At 71.4% G+C, this 23,815-nt stretch carries 17 protein-coding genes and 1 tRNA gene; 8 read left to right on the forward strand and 10 right to left on the reverse strand.

The annotated features are described in order from the left end of the window. Positions 1–167 precede the first annotated feature (167 nt). Positions 168–1,619, reverse strand: a complete 1,452-nt coding sequence (locus tag I8D64_RS13840) for an MFS transporter (RefSeq protein WP_343068587.1) — start codon at positions 1,617–1,619, stop codon at positions 168–170. 101 nt (positions 1,620–1,720) lie between these two features. Here I8D64_RS13840 and I8D64_RS13845 point away from each other — a divergent pair, with 101 nt between their 5' ends. Continuing rightward, positions 1,721–2,803: a MauE/DoxX family redox-associated membrane protein gene (locus I8D64_RS13845; RefSeq protein WP_200503378.1), complete on the forward strand. Its 1,083-nt coding sequence runs from the start codon at positions 1,721–1,723 to the stop codon at positions 2,801–2,803. A 33-nt stretch (positions 2,804–2,836) separates the two neighbouring features. On the opposite strand, the gene manA is transcribed toward I8D64_RS13845, so the two are convergent. The 5 genes from manA to I8D64_RS13870 all read right to left on the reverse strand — a co-directional run bounded on the left by manA (position 2,837) and on the right by I8D64_RS13870 (position 9,631). Then, positions 2,837–4,033 (reverse strand): mannose-6-phosphate isomerase, class I, encoded by a 1,197-nt coding sequence (manA, locus tag I8D64_RS13850; RefSeq protein ID WP_200503402.1) that lies wholly within the window; start codon positions 4,031–4,033, stop codon positions 2,837–2,839. A gap of 40 nt (positions 4,034–4,073) precedes the next feature. Continuing rightward, positions 4,074–5,144, reverse strand: a complete 1,071-nt coding sequence (locus I8D64_RS13855; protein ID WP_200503379.1) for a hypothetical protein — start codon at positions 5,142–5,144, stop codon at positions 4,074–4,076. A gap of 321 nt (positions 5,145–5,465) precedes the next feature. Beyond that, positions 5,466–6,257 (reverse strand): transglycosylase family protein, encoded by a 792-nt coding sequence (locus tag I8D64_RS17660; RefSeq protein WP_200503380.1) that lies wholly within the window; start codon positions 6,255–6,257, stop codon positions 5,466–5,468. Between the two features lie 506 nt (positions 6,258–6,763). Continuing rightward, positions 6,764–8,500 (reverse strand): pyruvate dehydrogenase, encoded by a 1,737-nt coding sequence (locus tag I8D64_RS13865; protein WP_200503381.1) that lies wholly within the window; start codon positions 8,498–8,500, stop codon positions 6,764–6,766. 180 nt (positions 8,501–8,680) lie between these two features. Beyond that, a complete protein-coding gene (locus tag I8D64_RS13870) occupies positions 8,681–9,631 on the reverse strand; it encodes a serine hydrolase domain-containing protein (RefSeq protein ID WP_200503382.1) in 951 nt (316 codons plus the stop codon). A gap of 202 nt (positions 9,632–9,833) precedes the next feature. On the opposite strand from I8D64_RS13870, the gene I8D64_RS13875 reads away from it, so the two are divergent. After that, on the forward strand, positions 9,834–11,528 hold the full coding sequence (locus I8D64_RS13875) for an FAD/NAD(P)-binding protein (protein ID WP_200503383.1): 1,695 nt from the start codon (positions 9,834–9,836) through the stop codon (positions 11,526–11,528). A 194-nt stretch (positions 11,529–11,722) separates the two neighbouring features. Here the strand turns inward: I8D64_RS13875 and I8D64_RS13880 are convergent, their stop codons facing one another. The 3 genes from I8D64_RS13880 to I8D64_RS13890 form a co-directional block, all read right to left on the reverse strand. Beyond that, entirely contained in the window at positions 11,723–12,559 is an 837-nt protein-coding gene (locus I8D64_RS13880) for an MBL fold metallo-hydrolase (protein WP_200503384.1), read from the reverse strand. Next, the gene (sp36, locus tag I8D64_RS13885; protein WP_214651268.1) at positions 12,559–12,729 is read right to left on the reverse strand and encodes a Sp36 family protein; all 171 of its coding nucleotides are present in this window, start codon (positions 12,727–12,729) and stop codon (positions 12,559–12,561) included. The genes I8D64_RS13880 and sp36 overlap by 1 nt, the downstream gene beginning before the upstream one ends. A 129-nt stretch (positions 12,730–12,858) precedes the next feature. Beyond that, complete coding sequence (locus I8D64_RS13890) at positions 12,859–13,161, reverse strand: WhiB family transcriptional regulator (RefSeq protein WP_283257913.1); 303 nt, start codon at positions 13,159–13,161, stop codon at positions 12,859–12,861. Between the two features lie 334 nt (positions 13,162–13,495). On the opposite strand from I8D64_RS13890, the gene I8D64_RS13895 reads away from it, so the two are divergent. The 6 genes from I8D64_RS13895 (at position 13,496) to I8D64_RS13920 (ending at position 21,458) form a co-directional block, all read left to right on the forward strand. Further along, positions 13,496–15,868, forward strand: a complete 2,373-nt coding sequence (locus I8D64_RS13895; RefSeq protein ID WP_200503385.1) for a transglycosylase domain-containing protein — start codon at positions 13,496–13,498, stop codon at positions 15,866–15,868. A 14-nt stretch (positions 15,869–15,882) separates the two neighbouring features. Beyond that, on the forward strand, positions 15,883–16,938 hold the full coding sequence (locus I8D64_RS13900; RefSeq protein ID WP_246483052.1) for a metallophosphoesterase: 1,056 nt from the start codon (positions 15,883–15,885) through the stop codon (positions 16,936–16,938). A gap of 80 nt (positions 16,939–17,018) precedes the next feature. Then, a tRNA-Pro gene (locus I8D64_RS13905) sits at positions 17,019–17,095 on the forward strand. Positions 17,096–17,909: 814 nt separating this feature from the next. Then, a complete protein-coding gene (locus I8D64_RS13910; RefSeq protein ID WP_200503386.1) occupies positions 17,910–18,998 on the forward strand; it encodes a C40 family peptidase in 1,089 nt (362 codons plus the stop codon). A 369-nt stretch (positions 18,999–19,367) separates the two neighbouring features. Further along, on the forward strand, positions 19,368–20,777 hold the full coding sequence (locus tag I8D64_RS13915; RefSeq protein ID WP_200503387.1) for a beta-N-acetylhexosaminidase: 1,410 nt from the start codon (positions 19,368–19,370) through the stop codon (positions 20,775–20,777). A 21-nt stretch (positions 20,778–20,798) separates the two neighbouring features. Then, a complete protein-coding gene (locus tag I8D64_RS13920) occupies positions 20,799–21,458 on the forward strand; it encodes a LytR C-terminal domain-containing protein (RefSeq protein WP_200503388.1) in 660 nt (219 codons plus the stop codon). A gap of 64 nt (positions 21,459–21,522) precedes the next feature. Here I8D64_RS13920 and I8D64_RS17855 read toward each other — a convergent pair whose 3' ends face one another. Further along, positions 21,523–23,694 (reverse strand): Ig-like domain-containing protein, encoded by a 2,172-nt coding sequence (locus I8D64_RS17855; protein WP_200503389.1) that lies wholly within the window; start codon positions 23,692–23,694, stop codon positions 21,523–21,525. Positions 23,695–23,815: the final 121 nt, after the last annotated feature.

Genomic DNA, 23,815 nt, shown 5'->3' on the forward strand with positions numbered 1-23,815 from the left:
TCACCCGGGCGATCACGTCCGTGCAACCTTCGTGCAACGTGCCGCGGCATATGTTTCGAGCAACCGACGACGGCCGGCAGGCGCGCTGCCCCCGAAGCGCCCCAGCCACGCCCCCGCCTCAGCTGGACCCCCACCTGCGGCCGTCGTCGGAGCCCCCGAGGTCCGCCTCAGGCGTCGGTCCCGGCCACCCTCTCGCGCTTGCGGTCGACGACGCTGACGCCGAGCGCCGCCATCGCCATCAGCATGATCACCGTGAGGGTGATGATGAAGGCCTCCACCCAGGGCGTGCCGTTCTCCGTGAGGGAGAACAGGATTCCGGGGATGAGGGCCGTGCCGACGGCCGCGCCGATCCTCTGGCCCAGCGACAGGATGCCTCCGGCGACGCCGCCGTAGCGCGGGTCCACCGCGTTCAGGGTGAGCGTCTGGTTCGGGGAGATCGTCATGCCCTGGCTGATGCCCACCAGCGTGAGCGGCACGGCCAGCGTCCAGAACGGCAGCACGCCGCTCTCCACGACCCCGGCCATGACCGCGACCAGGGCGAGGCCGACGAGGACGACGACGAAGCCCGCGATCACGAGGCGCCTGCCCAGGCGCAGCACGTAGCGCCCGCCCAGTTGCGAGGAGATCATCGCCGCGACCGAGGACGGCAGGCCGATGATGGAGGCCTCGAAGGGCGTGCGGTCCAGGTGCATCTGCAGGAACAGCGGCAGCACGATCCAGATGCTCGTGGAGCCCAGGAAGTAGACGGTGACGATGATGATGCCGTTGCGGAAGGGCGGGCTGCGGAAGATGTCGGGGTCGACCATCGGCGGGCGTCCACCGCGGCGGTAGCGGTTCTCCCAGGTCACCCAGCCGAAGATGAGCAGCAGGCCCAGCGGCAGCAGCAGCCACACGAGCGCGGAGACCGAGCGCTCGAGGAACGGCAGCATGATCATGAGGATCGCGAGAGCGAGCAGGATGGTGCCGACGGGATCCAGGTCGGGCTTGGATTCCTTGGTGCGCAGCTTGTCGTTGGGGATCCACAGCAGCCCGAGCACGATCGCGAGGATGCCGATCGGGACGTTGGAGAAGAAGATCCAGCGCCAGCCCATGTCCTCGCCGAGGACCTGGATGAGCAGGCCTCCGATGACGGGGCCGATGGCGGTCGCGACGGCGACGGTGGTGCCGAACATCGCGAACGCCTTCGCGCGGGCCTGGCCGCGGAAGTTCATCTGGATCAGCCCGATGGACTGCGGGTTCAGCAGTCCCGAGCCGAGGCCCTGGAGGATCCGCGAGAGGTTCAGGACGCCCACGTTGGGCGAGAGCCCGGCCATCAGCGAGCCCAGGGTGAACAGGCCGACGCCGAGCAGCAGGATGCGGCGCCTGCCGGTCGCATCGCCCACGCGCCCGGCGGGGACGAGCAGCACGGCGAAGGCGAGGGCGTACCCGGAGAGCACCCACTGCAGGCCCTCGGAGTCGGCCTTCAGGGAGTGGCCGATGGGCGTGAGCGCGACGTTGATGACCGAGACCGCGACCAGCGCCATGAACAGGGGAAGCAGGAGCACGAACAGCACCCGGCGGGGATGCGCGGGCGCCTGGGCGGTCGAGGCGGGACGGGTGCTGGGGTCGGGAGCGCTCACCCGATCAAGGATACGGACGGTGTCCAGGGTCGGGACGGCGCACGCACTCTCTCGTGTGCGGGGCATCTCGCGGACAGCAGCGGCTCGAGTACCCTGGTCCGGTGCCGATCCTGCTGCTCACCGCCCAGCTGCTGGTCAGTCTGACGCTGCTGATCAGCGGTGCCGCGAAGCTCGGTGACAGGCGCGGGACACGGGACGCGATGGTGTCCCTGCGCCTCCCTCTGCCCCGTGCCCATGCCACCGCGGCGCTGCTGCTGCCCGGTGCGGAGATCGTGCTCGCGCTCGGGATCTGGCTGCCCGTTCCTCTCGTGCCCCTCGCATTCTCCGTGCTCATCGTCGTGCTGCTCGTCCTCTACTGGGCGATCATCGCCCGGGCCCTCGGATTCGAGGAGGCCGTGTCCTGCTCATGCTTCGGGACCCTGGGCTCCCCGACGCTCTCCCGGACCACCCTCGTGCGCAACACGCTGCTGCTTGCGCTGGGGGCTCTCTCGGTGATCGGCACCGCCCGCTCTCTCCCCGCGCACGCGATCATGGGCGCACCAGGAGCCCTCGGGCAGCTCGTCCTCGCGGTGCTCCTCACGGGGCTCCTCGCCCTGCTCACCCTCGGGGGCACCTCGCGCAGGAGCGAGACCGGACAGGGCGCGGCCGTCGTCGGCGATCGCCCCTCCGCGCACGAGCCGTCGGACGCTGCGGACCCGCGAGCGGCCTCTGCGGACGATGCGGATCTCGACTACGAGCGCACGCCGACGCCGTTCGGCATGCTGCAGAGGAGTGGCGAGGAGCCCGTCTCCCTCGCGGCACTGACCGCCGAGCGCGCGGCGCTGCTGATCTGGGTGCGTCCCGGCTGCGGTCCGTGCGAAAGGGTGTTGAACGCGATCGGGGCCTGGCGCGCGGCACTCGAGGAGACCGTGAGCGTGCACACGCTCGTCCGTGCGGATCCGGCGGGCCTCGCCCCGTCCGTGCGTGAGCGCGCCGGCGACAGCCTGGCGAGGGACATCGAGGGCAACCTCGCGGTCTCGCTCCGGGCGACCTCCTCCCCTGCCGCCGTCCTGCTGGGGGCCGACGGACTGCTGGCAGGCGGTCCCGTCGCCGGCGCGGAAGGCGTGACTGCGTTCGTCGAGGAGATCATCGAGCAGATCGGGCAGGCGCGGGACCGAGGGGAGCTCATCTCGCCGTCGGCCTGACCCCGGCGGATGCCGGATCCGGAAGCGGAGCGATCAGGGAACGCACGCTTGCACGATGCAGCCGGAGCCTCGCACGCTGACGTCCCCCTCGGACGCGGGGATGAAGACAGCCTGCCCCGAGCGCACCGCGATGCTGCTGGTAGCCGACTCGAGGAGAAGATCCCCTTCGAGGCCGAGCACGATCCTCGGACCATTGCCCAGCATCGGCCGGGCCCCCCAGTGCGTCGCCTCGTCAAGAGCGGTGAAGGAGACTTCGAAATCATCGACCGGGGCGTAGTACGACTCGGTGATCTCGTTGCGTCGCTCAGGCGCTATCCGGACCGGCGGTGCAGCGACCACGCTCACGCACTGCAGCAGCTCGTCGACATCCACGCGCTTCTCGGTCAGGCCGGCGCGGAGCACATTGTCACTCGCTGCAGTGACTTCGATCCCGAACCCGCTGAGGTACGCATGGAGCGTACCCGTGGGGATGAAGAGAGCCTCGCCCGGCTGCAGTGACACAGGGTTGAGCAGGAGTGCAGCGACCACGCCCGCATCGCCCGGATGGTGCTCCGCCAGCTCGACGACGATGCGATCGATGCGGGGCGACGGGGATGCACCGCGTCGCTCACGATCACGGCAAGCATCGACGACCTGCTGCACGAGGGGTGGTCCGGGGCGGAGCGAAGGCGAGAGGAGTGCGCGCAGCGCCGCATGCATGCCGCGCGCATCGGGGTTCTCCAGCAGGAGCCGATGCAGACGATCCGAGAGATCCGTGCCCAGGCCCTCGAGGATCTCGGTGGCTCGGCGAGGTGCCCGGAATCCGCACAGCGCCGTGAACGGCTCCAGTGCGACGAGGAGCTCCGGTTTGTGCTTCGGGTCCCGATAGCTGCGCCGAGAAGACTCCAAGGGCAGTCCTGCGGCGTTCTCCGCGGCGAAGGACTCCTCAGCACGGTCCTGATCCGGATGCACCTGCAGTGAGAGTGGCCGCTCAGGCGCGATCGCCTTGAGGAGGAACGGGAGCTCACCACCGAAGCTGCGAGCGACACCGCCTCCGAGCTGCATCGGCGGATCGGAAGCCACGAGATCCATCAATGTCTGGCCATCGTCGAGGAGGGAAGGCGCCAGCGGATGACTTCCGAACCACGCCTCGGCCCACGGCCTGCCGTCCGACGGCTGATCGAGGAAACGAGGCAGCCGTGTGTACGACCCCCACGCATAATGCTGGATCCGGCCGGCGATCGCGCGCATCATGCGGAGACGCGCTCCGTGACGCATCGCCCGATGGTCGTCATGCGACACCCTCGACCCGGTTCTCGACCTCCCGGGCGATGCGCGCGGCGGGCTCCTCCTCGGGCATCGCGGGCGCCGGGGTGGGCGTGCCGTGGCGGCGCATCCCGTAGCGGTGCCAGAACTCGTGCACCCAGCCGGGCGCGCCCGGCGCGTGCACCCACGCCTCTCCCCCACGGGCGGCGACCTCGAGGACCTCCGCCGCGAGGATCGAGACCACCGGCGCGCGCAGGGTCAGCGGGTCCGTGCCCGCGGGCAGCACCTCGATGCCCCGCCGCTCCCAGAGACGGTGCTGGGTGCGCGCGAGCCGCCCGGTCTCCTCCGCCTCGGGCAGATAGCGGGCGGCGCCGTCGCGGCAGAACGAGGAGGCCGCACGGGCGGCGAGTCGGCTCGGCAGCTCGATGCGCGAGAGCTGCCCCAGCACGACGGGCGAGGGCACGGACGTCGGGTCGGCGCGGTCCTCGGTCACGTCGGCCGACGGGTCGGTGGGCGCGTCGGTCGACGGGTCGGCGCCTTCGCCGGCCCTCGAGGCGGGATCCGCACTGGCCCTCGAGGCGGTATCCGCACTGCCCGGCGCCCCGTCCGCGGCGGGATCGTCCTCGCCACTGTGGTGCCCGAGCTGCCAGAGACGCTGGGAGCCGACCGCCAGCAGGGTGAGGTCCTCGCGCCCGGAGCGCCAGAAGTCGGCGTCGTCGGCGGACCAGGAGAGGACGGTCGCCTCCGTCGGCAGCGGCGCGGCGTACGGGGTGAGCACATCGGTCTGGACCACGAAGGACTGCAGGCCGCGGCGCTCGGCGACCGAGTGCAGGGCTGCGCCCGTCGGCCCGCCCTGACCGGCGGTGACGACCGCGGCGGCGTCGGAGGGGACGGCGTCGCGCGCGGACTCGAAGGCGCGGCGGCGCCAGGCGGGCCCGTCGAGCTCGGGGGCGATCAGGCCGCGCGGGGCGATCACGTCGACCCCCACGCGCAGATACGGGAGGAAGGCGAGCAGGGCGGCGCGGCTGCGCGGAGAGGCGTCCTCAAGGCCGATGACCACGCGCGCCGAGGTCTCGCCGTCACGCGAGTGGAGCACCCACCGGGGCTCCTCCCAGTGCTCGTCGCGACTGCGCGTGCCGCGCAGTGTGCGGACCGCGTCCGCGACCGAGCCGCGGTGCCGAGCGAGACCCCCGCGGGAGCGAGCCCAGTCCCGCCACAGGTCGATGCTCTCGGGGTGGACGAGACCGGCCATCATTCCTCCGCGGCGCACGTAGTTCGACAGACCGGCGGCTCCCCGGCCTGGTGCTCACACTGTCGCACACGCACCACCGCCCGGTCGTCGCGACGCGACGACCGGGCGGCAGGCATCTGGCCGGCGGGATCGGGCGAGGCTGCGGAGCGCCCCGCCCGGGAGGGGTCAGTTGCTGTTGAGGTGGATCTGCAGGGCCCGCACGGTGGAGTAGGAGGTGCGGAAGTCCCACACGCCGTTGTTCGAGTAGCCGATCTTCGCGCGCAGCTTGCGCGTGGTCTCGGAGCCGATCTTGCCGTCCTGGACCGCGCCGACCTTCTTCTGGAGGGCCTTGATGTCGCTCGTGGACAGGGAGCCGTCGGCCCTCACGCCCACCCACGACTGCAGGCTCGCGGTGGTCTTCGGCCCGAACTTGCCGTCGACCACGAGCTTGCCGCTCGAGGAGGAGCTGGACGAGCCCGACGTCGAGGAGCCCGAGGACGAGCTCGAGGCCTTCGAGGACGAGGAGCTCGAGCTGCTCGACGGGGTCGCGCTCGAGGAGGCGCCGCCGTTGGCCTTGGTCAGGCCCGCGCGGGCGCTGCACACGGGCCAGGCGCCGGGACCCTGGTCCTGCAGGGTGCGCTGGGCGACCGCGATCTGCTCGGCCTTGGTGGCCTTGTCCGCGGTCGCGGCGTAGCTGCCGCCGCCGTAGGCGATCCAGGTCGACCGGGTGAACTGCAGGCCGCCGTAGAAGCCGTTGCCGTTGTTGATCGACCAGTTGCCGCTCGACTCGCACTGGGCGACGTCGTCCCAGACCGCAGGGGTGCTGGCCTCGGCGACGCTCGCGCCGGCCATGCCGAGTCCGGCGACCATCACCGCGCCGCCGGTCGCGGCGGCGAGCTTCGGGGCGACGCGCGCTCCCCGGAAGTAGACGGGTGCGCCCTCGGCGCGATGGGTGGGGGTGCGGCGGGCCTCGGACATGGTGTGCTCCTGGGGTGCGGGAAGCGGGGGAAGGGCGGGGAAGACGAGGGGAACACCAGCGCGCGATCGCGTGACCTGCACTCCCGTCGTGGGATACCCCTTACCGTGCACCGGGCCCGGCACCACGAGAAGACCTCGTGACCACATCCGGCCGCTCGTTTTGCCGAACTTTTACCCGCCAGGCACGGCATGTCGGGTCGACAGCGTGCACGGCGGCGCGTGCCGGGTCACCCTGGCCGGATCCCGACCCACCGCACACGGCCCGCTCGGACGCAGCGGGCCGCGACCGCACGGACGTCGTCGGGAGCGACCGCACGGACGCCCCCGGAGCGACCGTGACCAGGTTCTATGACAGAAATGGCGGTCATCTGTCATAGAACCTGGTCACGATCCTCGCCGGCCGGTGATGGGCGGCGGGTGGACACCGCGGAGCGCCCCGGAGGGTGCCGGGGCGCCTCGGCGGACCTTGGCGGGCCTCAGCGCCCCTTGCCTCAGCGCCCCTTGCCTCAGCGCGGGATGTTGCGCACGTTCGTGGCGGCCATGTCGAGCATCTTGCCGACGCCGCCGCCGAGCACGACCTTCGTGGAGGCCATGGCGAAGCCGCGGATCTGCTGCGAGGTGACCTTGGGCGGCATCGAGAGCGCCGCGGGGTCGGTGACCACGTCGATGAGCACGGGACCCTTGTGCTTGAGGGCCGCCCCCAGCTCCTTCTTGAGCTTCTTGGGGTCGGTGATCTTCACCGAGTGGATGCCGGCGCCGGCGGCGATCGCCGCGAAGTCGACGTGCTCGTGGTCCGTCTCGTAGTCGGGCAGGCCCTCGACGAGCATCTCGAGCTTGACCATGCCCAGGCTCGAGTTGTTGAAGACGACGATCTTCGTGTCGAGCTGGTGGAGCTTCACGGTGAGCAGCTCGCCCATGAGCATCCCCAGCCCGCCGTCGCCGGACATCGAGATGACCTGGCGGCCGGGATTCCCGGCGGAGGCGCCGATGGCCTGCGGGAGCGCGTTGGCCATCGTGCCGTGGTGCCACGAGCCGAACACGCGGCGCTTGCCGTTGGGCGTGATGTAGCGGGCGCCCCACACGTTGCACATGCCGGTGTCGACGGTGAAGATCGCGTCGTCGTCGGCGAGCTCGTCGAGGGTCGCCGCGACGAACTCGGGGTGGATCGGCTTCATCTTCTCGACGTTGCGGGTGTACGCCGAGACGACGCCCTTGAGCGCCTTCTCGTGCTTGCGCAGCAGCGCGTCGAGGAACTTCCGCGAGCGCTTGGGCTGGACCAGCGGCAGCAGCGCGTCGATGGTCAGGGCGACGTCGCCGTTCACGGCGAGGTCCAGCGGGATGCGTCGGCCCAGGCGGGACCCGTCGGCATCGACCTGGACGACGGTCACGTCCTTCTGCGGGAGGAACTCGCTGTAGGGGAAGTCCGTGCCCAGCAGGATCACGAGGTCCGCCTCGTGCATCGCCTCGTAGCAGGCGCCGTAGCCGAGCAGGCCGCTCATGCCGACGTCGTAGGGGTTGTCGTACTGGATCCACTCCTTGCCGCCGAAGGCGTGGCCGACGGGGGCCTTCACGGCCTCGGCGAGCGCGAGCACCTGCTCGCGGGCGCCCCGCACGCCGGCCCCGGCGAACAGGGTCACGGAGTTCGCGCGGTTCACGAGGGAGGCGAGCTCCTCGACCGTCTGCGGATCGGGCTGGACGCGGCCGAAGCGGGTGGCGAGGTCCTTGGTGGCACCGGACTCGACCTCCTCGTCGGCGACGTCGCCGGGGATCACGAGCACGGAGACGCCCTGCTTGGCGAGCGCCGTCTGCGCGGCGATGTGCAGCATGTCCGCGCCGTGCTGGCCGGAGTTCACCATCTCGCAGAAGTGCGAGCACTCCTGGAAGAGGCGCTCGGGGTGGGTCTCCTGGAAGAAGCCCGTGCCGATCTTGCCGCTGGGGATGTGCGAGGCGATCGCGAGCACCGGGGCGCCGTCGCGGTGGGCGTCGTAGAGGCCCTGGATGAGGTGGGTGTTGCCCGGGCCGCAGGATCCGGCGCACACGGCGAGCTTCCCGCTCACGCGGGCCTCGGCGCCGGCGGCGAAGGCGGCCGCCTCCTCGTTGCGCACGTGCACCCAGTCGATGCCCTTGGTGGTGCGGACGGCGTCGACGATCGGGTTCAGGGAGTCCCCGACGACCCCGTAGATGCGCTCGACACCGAAGTCCCGCAGCTGGGTGACGAGGTGCTGGGCGAGGGTGACTGCCATGGCGTGCTCCTGACGACTCGGCGGATCCGCGACCCGTCCTGCGGGTCGCATGACGTGATCCAGCCTAGTGAACGGCCGTTGCGCCCACCGCCCGGACGTGGGCGAGAAGACAGGTCGGACGTCGGATCCGGGGCTCTGAACAGCGGCAGCTCAGAGCATCGCCGGATCCGATTCGCCGGCTCAGAGCAGCGGCAGCAGCTCCTGCCAGACCGCGCGCAGGATCTCCTGCGTCGGCCCGCCCTCGTGATGGGAGGTGAGGGTGACGACGGCGCGCTGGTCCGGCAGCACGATCGAGAACTGGCCGTAGGCGCCGTCGGCCCGCCAGGCCCCGGGCACCGAGCACTTCCAGACGCCGTAGCCGTAGCGGGTGTTCTCCGGCTCGAGCTCACCGGTGGGCACCCAGGACGACTCGGCGTGCATCGCGTCGATCCAGTCCGCGGGCACGAGCTGCTCGCCCTCCCAGGCGCCGCGCTCCAGCAGGACTCGGCCGATACGGGCCACCTCGCGCGTGCGCAGGTGGAGGCCGGTCGCGCCCCAGGTGCGGCCCTCGCGGTCGGAGTGCCACTGGGGGTTCACGATCCCCAGCGGCTCGAACAGCCGGGGCATCAGGTAGTCGCGCAGGCTCACGCGGGAGCGCTCGGCGATGGTGCGCCCGAGCAGGAAGATCGACCCGTTGGAGTACTCGAACCTCTCCCCCGGCTCGCGCACCAGCGGCGTGCGCAGCAGCAGGTCGGTGAGGTGCGGGTCCTCGCGCTCGGAGTCCAGGAACACGGTGACAGGGTTGCCGGAGGTCATCGTGATCAGGTGGCGCAGGCGCACCAGCTCCATGCCGCGCCCGTACCCGCCGGCGGGCGCGGGCAGGTGGTCGATGAGACGGTCCTCGAGGTCGAGCAGACCCTCCTTCTGCGCGATGCCGACGGCCAGCGCCGTCACCGTCTTGGACACCGACCAGACGTTCTCCGAGGTGTCCTCGACGAAGCGCACCTCGAGGTCCTCGCGCCCCTCGCGGTGCAGGTGGACCGCGCGGACCCCGAGCCGCTTCTCGAGGATGCGCTGGCGCAGGGGCAGCAGGATCAGCGGATCGGGCACGGGGGCCGACGGCGAGGCGGACGGGACGGGCGCAGGGGTCATGCCCCGACCCTAGACGCGCGGCGCCGCGCGGGGGTGCTCCGCGCGCACGAGATTCCCGTCGCCCGATCTGGGCGATTTGCCCGTACTGGAGGGTAGGATCGCCCTGGCGCGCTCGCGGTGGACGGGCGCCTCGGACGCGGCGGATCCCCCCGGCCGCTGTGCGTCCGATCCTGCTGCACACGGAACATCACAGAGAACGCGGATGAGCACTCAGAAGATCTCGGAAGACATCAGGGACGACGTATCGGCCGACGTCATCATCGTCGGCGCAGGGGTGTCGGGGACATCGACACTGCTGAGGCTCCTCGAGGAGCAGCGCACGGGGACCACAGGGACGGACAGGCTCCGCGTGGCGGTCATCGATCGCAGCGACGACATGTTCACGGGTCTGCCCTACGGCTCGCGCGCGGGCAGCGCGTCACTCATCGTCACCTCGCTCGACGAGTTCCTGCCCGACGGGATCCGCCAGGACTTCATCGCCTGGCTGGAAGCCCGGAAGGAGCGGATCCTGGCGGCCGACGCGTCGCTGGGCATCTCCCCGCACTGGGCGGAGGAGCACGCGGAGGAGATCCGCGGCGGCCAGTGGGACTCGCTGTTCATCCCCCGCCGGCTGTTCGGCCACTTCCTGCGCGGCCGCGTCGAGGACATCCTCGCGAGCACGTCCGACGTCGAGGTCATCCGGATCACCGGAGAGGCCGGTGCGCTGCGCCGGACCGGCACCGCCGCGCGGGCCGACGGAGACTCCGACGGCGATGTCGAGATCCTCGTCGCCGCACCGGGCGGACGCGTCGAGGACGGGTCCCCCGACGGTCCCGTCAGCAGCGCGAGCGACGGGACCGACGGCGCCCCCGGCGGCATCACGCGCGTGCGCGGGCGCTCCGTCGTCCTGGCCGTCGGCAGCCCGCCCACGCGCGTGCTCGGGCACGATCCAGCGGATGCCGGCAGCGGTCGCTTCCTCGACGACACACACGTCCACGGCATGGATCATCTCCTGCAGGAGGCGCGCGCGGCGATCCGGGCGATGCCCGAGGGCGCGAGCCGCGACATCCTCGTCGTGGGCGCGAACGCGGATGCGCTCGAGCTGCTGCACGCGGCCGTCCGCGCCGGCCTCGAGCGCGCCTGGGACCACCACGTGACCGTGCTGGCGACGCACGGCATCCCCGACGCCTGGACCGTCCACCCGGACCGTCGCAGCGAGTACCGCTCCCGGCACCTCGCCGACTACGCCGCGCGCACGCCCGACGCGGACCTCACCGCCCGCGCGGTGTTCGACGCGGTGGTGCGGGACGTGGACGACGCCATGGCCAGCGGCTTCTGCGAGCAGGACACCGTGGATGAGCTCAAGGAGCTGTGCTCGCAGCTGTTCGAGCGCCTGCCCGCGCCCGAGCAGAAGCTCTACGTCGACGTGTACGGCACGAAGGTGGGGCGCTTCGCCCGGCCCACCGGCGGCGACTACCAGCGCACCGCCTCGGAGCTCCTGGAGTCCGGGCGCGTCCACGCGGAGCGCGGCCACTTCGAGCACGCGGAGAACAGCGCCGCCGGCTGGAGGGTCACGACCTCGACCGAGGAGGGCATCTCCACGCTCGAGCGGACCTTCGGCGTGATCATCAACTGCGCCGGCTTCGAGAACGTCGCCGAGACCCGCGACGGGTTCCTGCGCTCCCTCCAGGACGAGTCGGGGCTGCGCTCCTCGACCTCGCGCACCGGGTTCGAGGTCGACGAGCACTTCCAGGCCGCCCCCGGCGTGTTCGTGGCGGGCCCGCTGCTCGCGGGGAACCTCAACAGCGCCCTGCGCGTGTGGCACCTCGAGAGCTGCCGACGGATCCTCGCGATGGCCGACACCATCGGCGCCGAGATCGCGGCCCACCTCCGCGCCACCGAGCTCGAGCCCGTCTGACGCGCACAGCACGAGAGGGGGCGGCCCCCCCGGGGGGGGGGGGCCCCCCCCCCCCCCCCGCGGGGGGGGGGGGGGGGCCCCCCGCGCCCCCCCCCCCCCCCCCCCCGCGCCCCGCCCGGCCCCCCCCGGGGGGGGCGGGCCCCCCCCCCCCCCCCCCCCCCCCCCCCCCCCCGCTTCTCGTGGAGCTGCCGGACTCAGCGCGTCCGGGCGATGTGGTCGAGGATCGCGCGCAGCGAGTCCTCGGCGGCACCGCGCAGGGCCGGGTCGAGACCCTCGCCGTAGACCGCGCGCAGCAGCCGGTCCATGCTCAGGGCGCCCGCCGCGCGGGCCTCCTTCACCTGGGCGATGCGCTCCTCGCGGTGGGAGATCATCGCCTCGATCGCGTCGATCGCCTCGAGGGGGTCGGTCGCGGGCGAGCCGTGCCCGGGGTGCAGCGAGGAGATGCGCCCGTCGATCGCCAGGGCGCGAAGGATCGCGAGGGACTGCATGTGCTCGGTGAGGCTGCCGTCGGGCGGGCTGATCACGGTCGAGGAGCCGTCGCCCAGCAGCGTGTCGCCGGTGAGCATGCGTCCGCCGTCGACCAGCAGGCCGAGGGAGTCGACCGTGTGCCCGGGCAGGTGGATGACATGGCCGACGACGCCGGCCTCGCTGATCAGGGAGGCCGGGGGCTTGCGCGATCCGGCGACGGCACGGGTGTCAGCCGCCCACAGCGCGACCTCGCAGCCCGTGCGGTTCTGCAGCTGACGGCGCAGGGTGCCGGCGCCGTCGGTGTGGTCGGCGTGGCGATGGGTGACGAGCACGCCCACGGGGCGCGAGCCGCAGGCGCGGATGATCGCGGCCAGGTGCTGGGCGTCCAGCGGACCCGGGTCCACGACCCAGGACTCCTCGCCGTCGCGCAGCACGTAGGTGTTGGTGCCCTGCAGCGTCATCGGCCCCGGGTTGTCCGCGCGGATGAGCTCGAGCGCGACGGGCGGAGCGTCGGGGTCCCTCTGGAAATCGTCCTGGGCGCCCGCGGGGACGTCGTCCTCCATCAGGCGTCCGCGAGGGGGCGCTTCATGTAGGCGACGAGCGACTCGGGGTTCGGGCCGGGGACCACCTGCACGAGCTCCCAGCCGTCGGAGCCGTAGTTGTCCAGGATCTGCTTGGTCGCGTGGATCAGCAGGGGCACGGTGATGTACTCGAAGCGCGTCACGGAGGTCATGCCCCGAGCCTACCGGCCCGTACTCGTGCCTTGGGCGGGCGCGCGGACGCCTAGGGCGGCGCTGTGACGGTCATGGCGCACGGCAGGCGACGCGTCGGCGAGGCGCAGCGCTTCGGCGACGAGATCGATTCACCCGCCGGCCGCACGGCGTGCGGTGCGGCCCAGCACGTCGTACCAGTCCTCGACGTCGGGATGCTGGCGCAGCAGTCGGCGCCGCTCGCGCTCGGTCATGCCGCCCCAGACGCCGAACTCGATCCTGTTGTCGAGCGCGTCGGCCAGGCATTCCATGCGCACCGGGCACCCCTGGCACGCGATCTTGATCTTCTGCTGGTCGGCCCCCTGCACGAAGAAGCCGTCCGGATCCAGCTGTGTGCACGCCCCCCGGGCGGCCCAGCTGCGATCATCCGTGCCGCGGATCCTGCTGATCGTCACGAATGTCCCCTCTCGAATCCTCGTCGATCCGTTCTGGTGCGTCAGAGTATCGAGATCGGCTCAGGGGCGCCAATCCCGCCTCCGGCCGACCCCCGCCGCCGATCCGGTATCGGCGACGGGACTTCGCACGCGCCGTGCCGGGACGACCGGAGCCATCCGGCCGCGACCAGGGGCGCGAGCACCACCCACGGACCCCGTCGCCGGCGTCCCGATCCCCCGCGCGATGCACATCCGGGGCCGGGGCAGGATCCACGCGTCCGTGAGCGCCGGGTGATATGCGCCGGCACGGCCGCGCCTCGTGGTCCGCGCGCGCCGGGGGCCGTACTGTGTTCCCATGGCTGACCGTGACTCCGCTCCGCTCGGGAACCTCAGCTCCGAGGCGACCTCCGCGTCGCCGACGGGCCCCGCCACCGTGCCCGGAGCCGCGCTGCGCGCGCTGATGCTGCTGCTGGGGATGCTCGCCGTCGCGGGCATCGCCGGCGTGCTGCTGGCCGCCTTCTTCCTGCCCGCGGTGTCGATGAGCTCGGCCGTCGCGAAGGACGGCGTGGACCTGTTCGACTCCCTCCCGGCGGAGCTGGAGACCCAGCCGCTGAACGAGGCCAGCCGGATCGAGGCGTCCGACGGGTCGCTGCTCGCGACGTTCTACAGCCAGAACCGCATCATGGTCCCGCTCGACGAGATCTCGCCGAACGTCCAGCACGCCGTCGTCGACATCGAGGACCACCGCTTCTACGAGCACGGCGGCATGGACTTCACGGGCACGGTCCGCGCGCTCGCGAACAACGCCGCCTCCGGCGCCACCCAGGGCGGTTCGACCCTCACCCAGCAGTACGTGAAGAACGCGCTGCTCATGGACGCCGAGCAGCGCAACGACAAGGAGGCGCAGGCGGAGGCGACCGAGCAGAGCTACGGCCGCAAGCTGCGCGAGGCGAAGCTCGCGATCTCCCTGGAGAAGCGCTGGAGCAAGGACGAGGTCCTCAACGCCTATCTCAACGTCGCCCAGTTCGGGCCCTCGCAGTACGGGGTGCAGACCGGCGCCCAGCACTACTTCTCGAAGGACGCCAAGGACCTGAACCCCGGTGAGGCGGCGCTGCTCGCGGGCATCACGAACTCGCCCAACGGCAACGACCCCGTCGCGAACCCGGAGGCCGCGAAGAAGCGGCGCAACGAGGTGCTCTCGGCGATGCTCCGCTACGACCACATCACCCAGAAGGAGTACGACAAGTACTCCCAGCAGTCGATCGACGACATGCTGAAGGTCAAGAACGTGAAGGCGGGCTGCGGCGACGCCGGCACCAACGGCTTCTTCTGCGACTACGTGACCCGGTCCCTGCTGAACGACCCGACCTTCGCGGACACCTACGAGGAGCGACAGAAGCTCCTGTACGGCGGCGGCCTCACGATCAAGACGACCCTGGACTCCGACCTCCAGAAGGACGCGCAGGAGATCGTGGACCGCAAGGTCCCCCAGGACTCCGACAGCGGATTCGGCCACTCGATCGTGACCGTCGAGCCCGGCACGGGCAAGGTCCTCGTGATGGCCGAGAACCGCACCTTCGATCCCCACGCGGACGCGAGCGCGGGCGAGACCTCGCTGAACTACAACGTCCCGCAGGCGCTCGGCGGCTCGAGCGGCTTCCCCGTCGGCTCGACGTTCAAGCCCTACGTGCTCACCGACTGGCTCGAGCACGGCAAGTCGATCTACGACAAGGTCGGCACGGCCCGCCAGACCTTGAAGACCTTCCCTGCGCAGTGCCTGGACCGCGGGCGCTGGTACGAGACCCAGGGCTACAACCCGGACAACGCGGTCTCCGTGCCGCTGTCTGCCCAGGAGACGGTGCTGAACGCGACCAAGTTCTCCGTGAACACTGCCTACGCGAACATGGCCCGCCAGCTCGACCTGTGCGACATCGCCGAGCAGGCCCGGTCGCTGGGTGCGATCCCCGCGACCTACAACCCCTTCGACAAGTCCACCTGGGACATGTCGATCGAGGACATGTACGGCACCGAGCTCGCACCCTCCGTGGTGGTCCTGGGCGAGCTGCGCATCTCGGCGCTCGACCAGGCCGCGGCCTACGCGACCTTCGCCGCCGAGGGCACCTACTGCAAGCCCACCGGCATCTCCGAGGTCATCGACCGCGACGGCAAGAAGATGAAGGACGTCGGCGCCGGGCAGTGCGAGCAGAAGATCGACAAGAAGACCGCCGACCAGGTCGCCTGGACCCTCGAGCAGGACCTCAAGGACCCGCGGGCGACGGGCAAGGGCAAGGTCATCCCGGGCCATGACGCCGGCGGCAAGACCGGCACCTCCGGTTCCCAGTTCCACACCTGGTATGTCGGCTTCACCCGCCAGATGTCGACCGCTGTGTGGTTCGGCAACCCCACGCGCAACGTCCGCCCCGGTGGGTTCTCCGTGGACGGCGAGTACCTCGAGCGGGGCAAGGTCTGGGGCAACACCGTCTCCCTGCCCACCTGGCAGGAGTTCATGATCAAGGCCCACAAGGGTCTGCCGGACGAGAAGTTCCCGAAGCAGCCGGCGGGCGCTCCCAAGGACACCGACCCGGGCAACGGCAGCGGGGGCACCGTCGACACGGGTGGAGCGGCCGGCGGCACCAACGACACCGGCGGAGCCGCAGGCGGCGACGGCGGGGACGCGGGCGGCGACGGCGGGGACCAGGACTCCGGCGACCAGGACACCGGCAACTGAGCGGGCGAGCGAGCATGAGCCGCCCCCGTTCCTGCGGCGCGGGCGCCCGGCGCGCCGCACTGGCCCTCGCCGGAGCCGGCGCGGCCGCCGCCGCAGCGGCCCACGTCTGGTCCCGGTACGTCGAGATCCACCGCTTCACCGTGCGCGAGCACGAGCTGCGGATCCTGCCTCCCGGCACCCGCCCGGTGCGCATCCTACACTTCAGCGACGCCCACCTGATGCCCGACCAGGCACGCAAGATCGCCTTCCTGCGCCATCTCGAGACGCTCAAGCCGCACCTGGTGATCGACACCGGCGACAACATCGCCTCCGCGGCCTCCATCCCCGTGTTGGCCGACGCGATCGACCCCCTGCTGCGCCGTCCGGGCGCGTTCGCGATGGGTTCGAACGACATGTTCGCGCCGCACCGCAAGAACCCGCTGCGCTACTTCCTGCGCGATCCCCGGCCCGAGGGGTTCACGAAGCGCCACCGCGAGCCCGACCTGCCCCTCGGCTCCCTGCGCAGCGCGCTCACCTCCCACGGCTGGAAGGACCTCACCAACACCCGCGCGAGCCTCCGCCTCACGGGGCTGCAGGTGGACCTCGTGGGCGTGGACGATCCGCACCTCGAGCGCGATCAGTTCCCAGCGCCGGATGCGGCGCGGGGTGCGGCGCCGGATGCGGCGCGGGGCGCGACGGGGGAAGCGGGGGCCGACGGGACCGGACGGACGCCTGCCGCAGAAGCCGCCGCGACCTCCACCCGGGCCGACGAGGCCCCCGCCGCCGATGTCCCGCACCTGCGGATCGGCGTCGCCCACGCGCCGTACCAGCGCGTCCTCGATGCCTTCGTGGACGACGGGGCGCAGCTGATCTTCGCCGGCCACACCCATGGCGGACAGCTGCGCATGCCCGGCGTCGGCGCCCTGGTCACGAACTGCGACCTGCCCCGTGCCCAGGCCCGGGGCCTCTCCACCTGGCGCGGCGTGCCGCTCAACGTGAGCGGAGGGCTCGGCGCGAACCCCTACTCGAACTTCCGCTTCGCCAATCCGCCGGAGGCGACCTTGCTCACGTTGCGCCCTCAGCGGCGCTGAGAGGTCGCGACCACCGCGGGCGGCTTGGTATCGTTGCTCGTCGGAGAGCGGCGCTCGCGTCTGCTCGCCGAACACGACCTCGGGGTGTGGCGCAGCTTGGTAGCGCGCCTCGTTCGGGACGAGGAGGTCGCAGGTTCAAATCCTGTCACCCCGACCAGATGATGAAGGGCTCCGCTGCGGCGGGGCCCTTCGTCATATCCGGGGCCTTCGCCATGTCCGAGCCCTTCGTCGTGTTCGGGTCTCGTCGTCGTGTCCGGAGCCCTTCGTGATGTCCGGCGCCCGTCGTCGCGCCCGGGCCCCCGTCACGTCCGGGGGTGCTCGGCGACTGACAGATCGACGGCAAGGAAGACACCGGTGGCGGTTTCGGAATTATCGGCTGCACCGGCAGCACCTGCAGCCTCCGCGGCGTCAGGAGCCCGCGGGCGCTCCCGGGCGGCGCCGGCCGGGCGGCGGGGCATGTCACGCATCGGCGTATAGCGGACATCTCTGCCATATATGGCAGAGATGTCCGCTATACGCCGGTCGCCGACACCAGCCCGACCGCCCCCTCGCACTCCTCAAGGCCCTCGCGCACTCCTCGAGGTCCTCTCGCACCCTCCCGCAGCCCGAAAAGGGCCACTCGCACCCCGTCGAACACCCCTGAATCACAACGGTGTGATTAACATATCGAATTTGGACATCGACGGTGCGACACGGCGAAAATCGTCGATTTAGTTAAAATCTTGGCAAAGGCCCTTGATAGCAGTCGCAAAGGCCCTGCGTGAAGGGCCTGGGTGTGCCCATACAGTGACCACGGTGCCTCTCCCCAGGCACCGTTCGAGAAGTCGCTCCCGCCACCGTTCTCGATCACTTCCTCACTTCCCTGGGTGGCGGGCGCAGCGGACCCCTCGGGTGTCGCCTCTCGGGTGTCGCTTCCCGTGGGCGGAACGCGATCGGTGGCTGTGCGGCGACAGAGAAAGCGACCTCATCCGATGTTCCGCTCCAGCGCCCCGCGCACGCATCGCGCCGCGGGCCCTGCCGTGATCGACTACCGGGGCCTCACGGCTCCCGTCGGTCGCACTGTCGGCGGTCTCGCCGTCGTCGGTGCCGTGACGGCCACGGCCTCCCTGCAGGCCATGGGTTCCGCCGATGCAGCAACCACCCCAGCCCCCACTCACCCGGCCACCACCGCGCCGACCTCGCCCCTCGCGGGCGCGACCGCCGCGACTGCCGCGAAGTCCCTGGCCCCCGCCGCCTACTCGAACGTGAAGCTCCGCTACGGCGCACGCGGATCGGCCGTGTCGGAGCTGCAGCGCCGCCTCCGCTCGCACGGTTCGGGCATCGCGGTCGACGGCGTCTTCGGGTCGAAGACCCTCAGCGCCGTGAAGTCGTTCCAGCGCAGCGCCGGCATCGGCGTCGACGGGGTCGTCGGCCCCAAGACCTGGAACGCCCTCGGGTCCTCCGCATCCACGGGATCCTCCTCGTCGAGCCAGCCGAAGCTGCGCAGCGGCTCCCGCGGCACGGCGGTCAGCACCCTGCAGAAGCAGCTGAACAAGCACGGTGCAGGCATCTCGGTCGACGGCGTCTTCGGGTCGAAGACCCTGAGCTCCGTCAAGGCCTTCCAGCGCGCGGCCGGCATCTCCGCCGACGGCGTGGTCGGACCCAACACCTGGTCGAAGCTGTCCTCGAGCAGCGCGACCATCGGCGGGTCCGGTTCCTCGAGCGGCTCCTTCAACGGGCAGAGCATCATCGCCAAGGCCCGCAGCGTGAAGGGGACCAAGTACACGTGGGGCGGCTCGAGCCCCTCCACCGGATTCGACTGCTCGGGCCTGGTGAAGTACGCCTACAACGCGAACGGCATCACCGTGCCCCGCACGGCGAAGCAGCAGACGTTCGCAGGCCGGATCATCCCCCAGTCGCAGGCGCAGCCCGGCGACCTGGTGGCCTTCACCGGCAACGACTACGGGCACATCGGCATCTATGTGGGCAACAACCAGATCATCGATGCCTCGGGCTCGCAGCAGAAGGTCGTGGAGCGCACCATCTGGAGCGATCCGCACGTCTTCGTGACCTACCGCTGATCAGCGCAGGCCACCCGGACCACGTCATGCCTGCTCGGTGCTGAGCGCACCAACGGGAAGGAGCAGGACGGCGTGTGAGGAGCCCGGTCGGGGAACCGACCGGGCTTCTCTGCGTCCGGGGCGGTTCGCCGCGCGTCGGACCCTCGGAACCGCCGCCCCGCCGCCCGCCGGCACCCCGGCACGACCGGTCGCGTCGGCCCAGCGCGACCGAGCGCGTCGGCCCGACACGTCCGATGGTCGTCGGCCCGACACGTCCGATGGTCGTCGGCCCGACACGTCCGAAGGTCGGCGGCCCGTCACGTCCGGTGGGCGCCGGAGTCTGTGACAGACTTGACCTGCAGCACATCCCGGTCAAGGAGGATCCCTCGCATGTCCGACCCGATCAGCTTGGTCCCGCTCCCCCGCTCCGTCATCTGGTCCTCGGGGACATGGGAGACGACCGACCCCTGGGCCGGCCTGTCGGTCGGCATCTCGGAGGACCTCCCGCGCGCGGAGTACTCGCTGTCGATCACGCCGTCGGGCGCGAACCTCACCGCCGGCAGCGAGGCCGCTCTGGCCGACGGCCGCAACACCTTCAACCAGATCGTGCTCACCGGCGAGACCTCGATCCCCTGCGTGACGATCAGCGACAGCCCGAAGTACGCATGGCGCGGCCTGCACCTGGACGTCTCGCGCCACTTCTTCGACATCGACACGCTGCACCTGTTCATCGACGCGATGGCGCTGCACCGCCTGAACGTGCTGCACCTGCACCTGACCGACGACCAGGGCTGGCGCGTGGAGATCAAGGGCTACCCGCGGCTCACCGAGGTCGGCTCGAAGCGCCCGCGCTCGCTCGAGGGCCACATGGGCGGCGACCCCGAGTCCTGGACCTTCGACGACACACCGGTCGAGGGATTCTATACGCAGGACGAGCTGCGCGAGCTCGTGGGCTACGCGCAGAACCGCGGCGTGATGATCGTGCCGGAGATCGATCTGCCCGGCCACATGCAGGCGGCGATCGCAGCCTACCCCGAGCTCGGCAACTTCCCCGCGAGCCCCGTGCAGGTGCGCGAGGTCTGGGGGATCTCCGACCACGTGCTCGGCGTGTCCGACGAGGTCTTCGACTTCGTCCGCGACGTGCTCACGCAGGTCGCCGACATCTTCCCCTCGCCCTTCTTCCACATCGGCGGGGACGAGTGCCCGCGCACCGAGTGGGAGCAGTCGGCCGACGCCCGCACGCGCATGAACGAGTGGGGCCTCACCCGTGTCTCCGAGATCCAGGGCCGCTTCACCGACTTCGCCACCCAGGTGCTCGCCGAGAAGGGCAAGACCGTGGTCGCCTGGGACGAGGTCCTCGAGTCCCATGTGCCGGACGACGTGGTGGTCATGAACTGGCGCACGGAGGACGGCCTCGAGGAGTCGCTCGAGCGCGGCTTCCGCACCGTCGTGTCCACCTCGAAGGACCTCTACTTCGACTACTACCAGGCCGCCCCCAAGAAGGAGCCGCTCGCGATCGGCGGGGACCTCACCCTCAAGGACGTGTACACCGACCGCCTGCTGCCCAAGAAGCTCGACCACGAGAAGGCCGCGCTCGTCCAGGGCATCCAGGGCCAGCTGTGGACCGAGTACATCGCCACCCCCGAGCACCTGGGCTACATGGCCTTCCCGCGCGTGTGCGCGCTGGCCGAGCGCGCCTGGGGCTCGCCCGAGCAGTCCTTCGGCGAGTTCGAGGAGCGGCTGCGCGGTCATCTCCCCCGTCTCGACGCCCTCGGCGTCTCCTACCGTCCTCTGGACTGACCGAGAGCGGATGGCACGGCCATGAGCTCCTCGCACCGCGACGCGCACCCCTACGGTCGCTCGAACGACGACGTGCGCCGGCGCGACCAGCGTCGGCGCCGTCAGCGCCGCGTCCGGATCACCCAGCTGGTGGTCTTCTCGCTCGCGATGATCGGCATGATCTGCGCGCTCACCTTCGCCTTCACCCAGCTCACCGCCGACGACGACGTGGTGGCCGCAGGGCCGTCCGACGCCGGGACCGAGGTGGCCACGGGGAAGGACGGCGTGCACTGCCCGGACCCCGGTGCGAAGCCCGCGAAGCCGAAGAAGGTCGAGGTGAGCGTGCTGAACGGGACCTCCCGCAGGGGGCTCGCGGCATCGGTCACCGAGTCCCTCGCCGATCGCGGGTTCTCCACGGGGAAGGCCGGCAACACGAAGGCCGCCTCGGGCGCCGTGACGATCGTCTACGGGCCCGCGGGGTATCTCGAGGCCACCGCCGTGGCCGCGGAGTTCTCCAAGCCCACGCTGAAGCTCGACGACCGCGAGGACTCGACGGTCGACGTGCTCGTGGGCGGCGGCTTCAAGGACGTGGTCGACGAGGACGACGCCGCCAAGACCCTGAAGAAGGCCGTGAAGATGCCCGCGGGGTGCTCCGGGGCCGAGGACTCCCAGGACTCCTCGACGCAGGACTCGAAGGGCTGACCGGCCGAGCGGACGGAGCGGGCCGAGACGGCGGACGGCTGACCGGGTCCGGCGAGCGGCCGGCTCAGTCCTTCCAGGTGCGACGGTCGGACTCCATGCGGGCCCCGATGAACAGCGAGATCACGCCGGCGAAGCCCATGAGGACGACGATCGTGAGGAACACGGCCGAGGTCGAGGTCGCGCTGGGCATGAGGCCCGAGAGCATCGTGTTGATCCCGGCGCTCGAGTCGCCGCGCGGGTCCGAGGCGCTGCCGAGCTGCGGGTCCACCTGCACGGAGACGTTCGCGCGGTACTGGACGCCCTCTGCGTCCTGCACCGTGTAACTGATCGACGTGGTGCGTCCGCGGAAGCCGCGGGCGGGCGTGAACCGCAGCACGCCGTCGCTGCCCACCTGGTACTCCCCCTCGCCGGGGACCACCAGATGCGTGCCGGAGTAGCGCTCGAGGTCGTCGAGGTTGGAGGCCTCCAGGGAGCTGATCCGCACGGTGGCCGGGGACAGCGGGTCGGAGGGGGCGCCGGCGGTGTCGTTCGCGAGCAGGTCCACCTGCACGGACTTCCCGGGCGCCGTGCGCAGCTCGTCGTCGCGCAGCACCGCCCCGCTGTCGGTGACCAGCGCCGTGAGCGTCGCGCTCGAGCTCGTGGAGTCGGCGTACGAGCCGCTGCCGACGAGCTGCACCGTGCTGCGCAGTCCGTTCTCGGCGCCGTCGGCCGGATCGAAGGTGACCGCGCGGGCGTCGAGATCGATCTTCCAGCTGCCCTGCCCGGGGATCGTGAGCTCGCGGCCGTTGGAGGACACCTTCGCCCCGTTGGGCAGGTCGTCGTGCGCGAAGCGGAGGGAGTCGGCGCGCACGAAGCGGGCGTCGTCCATGGGCGCGAAGGTGATGGAGGAGCCGGCCGTGCCCACCTGCGTCTGGTCGAGCATCGCCGGGTAGCCGGGGGCGAGGGTCGCGACGCCCGCGGTGTTGCCCTCGGAGTCCTCACCGGTCAGCCCGATCGGGTCGGCCGCCTTCACCGAGTCGTCCGCGGGGGCGAAGCGGACCGTCTGCGTCGTGCGGTCCAACGTCCAGGTGCCCTGACCGGCCACGACGGCGCGCGTGCCCTTGCTGTTGACCTCCACGCCGTCGTCGGCCGGGTCGTCGGTCGTCGGGCTCCCGTCGGCCCCCGTCGTGGAGTCCCCGTCGGCCACGGCGGTGGAGTCACCGTCGGTCCCGTCCCCGGCAGCGGCTGATCCGCTGCCGTCCGAGCCGCCGTCGCTCGCGCCCGTCGAGCCGGCGTCGGCGCGGGTGAGCGGGGCCAGGCGCAGCGTCGAGGTCTTCACGTCCTCCTGGCCGTCGGCCACGTCGAACTCGATGGGATCACCGAAGGGCGCGGCGCGCACGAGGTCGGGCAGCACGGGCGTGGTGAGGCTGACGATCCCGGTGGTCAGCACGGTGCCGTCGGCCGATTCGGCGACATAGCGCATGGGCTCGGGCGAACGGCCCAGGTGGCTCGAGGACGGCGTGAACGTGAGCTCGGTGCCGTCCTCGGAGACCTGCCATTCGCCCTCACCGACGGCGATCAGGCGGCGGCCGTCGCCCGAGAGCGTGCTGCCGGCGGGCATGGTGTCCAGCAGCAGTCGCACGCGCTCGGTGCCCGACGGGCGCAGATCCCCCTTGAGGGACACGCGGATCTCGCCGCCGGCGGGCGCGGCGATGTCCGCGTCGGCGACGGGGCTCGGGTCGACGGGGAGGTCGGAGGGCAGGGAGCGGATCCCGTTGGTCGCCTCGATGGTGATCGCGATCGGAGCCGGATCGCTCTCGGACTCGGACGCCGGCGTGAAGACGAGCTCCTCGCCCTGGATCGTCCAGGTCCCCTCCCCCTCGACCGCGAGCGAGGTGCCGTCGGAGGCGAGGGTCATCGCGGACAGCTGCGCGTCCGAGGCGTCCGACGGGACGGCGAGCCGCACCGTCTCCAGGTTCAGCTCCGACTCGGCGTCGTCGTCGAGGAGACTGGTCAGGGGGATGCGGTTGACGACGCCCGGCGCGATGGTGATGGTGTCGCGCGAGAGCGGCAGGTCGAAGGGGCCCTTCTCGCCGAGCGCGAGCGCCGCGGGGGCGGTGAGCGAGGTCAGCACGCCGAGGGCGAGCGTCAGCATGAGGACGAGGAGGGAGCGACCGGGGGCCGTGCGGGCGCGCATCCGGAGCGCAGGCGCGGGTGTCGCGCGCGCGAGCGGAGTGTTCGCATCCCTGCCTGGCACCCGGTCACGGTATCAGCCGAGGCTGCGCGGACTCGGGGGCGGAGGCACGCGTGAACCGGTGGAGCGCGTCGGTCGGCGGCCCTCGCGGAACGGCGGAGGCGGAGCGAGCCCGGGTCCTACA

The sequence above is a fragment of the Brachybacterium halotolerans genome, assembly GCF_016623465.1.
Taxonomy (GTDB): domain Bacteria; phylum Actinomycetota; class Actinomycetes; order Actinomycetales; family Dermabacteraceae; genus Brachybacterium; species Brachybacterium halotolerans.

What these genes read in the sequence shown, in the direction of transcription:
- manA (WP_200503402.1), bottom strand. Translation starts at nt 4,033, where the DNA reads ATGCGCGCGATCGCCGGCCGGATCCAGCATTATGCGTGGGGGTCGTAC.
- I8D64_RS17660 (WP_200503380.1), bottom strand. Translation starts at nt 6,257, where the DNA reads ATGTCCGAGGCCCGCCGCACCCCCACCCATCGCGCCGAGGGCGCACCC.
- I8D64_RS13865 (WP_200503381.1), bottom strand. Translation starts at nt 8,500, where the DNA reads ATGGCAGTCACCCTCGCCCAGCACCTCGTCACCCAGCTGCGGGACTTC.
- I8D64_RS13870 (WP_200503382.1), bottom strand. Translation starts at nt 9,631, where the DNA reads ATGACCCCTGCGCCCGTCCCGTCCGCCTCGCCGTCGGCCCCCGTGCCC.
- I8D64_RS13875 (WP_200503383.1), top strand. Translation starts at nt 9,834, where the DNA reads ATGAGCACTCAGAAGATCTCGGAAGACATCAGGGACGACGTATCGGCC.
- I8D64_RS13880 (WP_200503384.1), bottom strand. Translation starts at nt 12,559, where the DNA reads ATGGAGGACGACGTCCCCGCGGGCGCCCAGGACGATTTCCAGAGGGAC.
- sp36 (WP_214651268.1), bottom strand. Translation starts at nt 12,729, where the DNA reads ATGACCTCCGTGACGCGCTTCGAGTACATCACCGTGCCCCTGCTGATC.
- I8D64_RS13895 (WP_200503385.1), top strand. Translation starts at nt 13,496, where the DNA reads ATGGCTGACCGTGACTCCGCTCCGCTCGGGAACCTCAGCTCCGAGGCG.
- I8D64_RS13900 (WP_246483052.1), top strand. Translation starts at nt 15,883, where the DNA reads ATGAGCCGCCCCCGTTCCTGCGGCGCGGGCGCCCGGCGCGCCGCACTG.
- I8D64_RS13910 (WP_200503386.1), top strand. Translation starts at nt 17,910, where the DNA reads ATGTTCCGCTCCAGCGCCCCGCGCACGCATCGCGCCGCGGGCCCTGCC.
- I8D64_RS13915 (WP_200503387.1), top strand. Translation starts at nt 19,368, where the DNA reads ATGTCCGACCCGATCAGCTTGGTCCCGCTCCCCCGCTCCGTCATCTGG.
- I8D64_RS13920 (WP_200503388.1), top strand. Translation starts at nt 20,799, where the DNA reads ATGAGCTCCTCGCACCGCGACGCGCACCCCTACGGTCGCTCGAACGAC.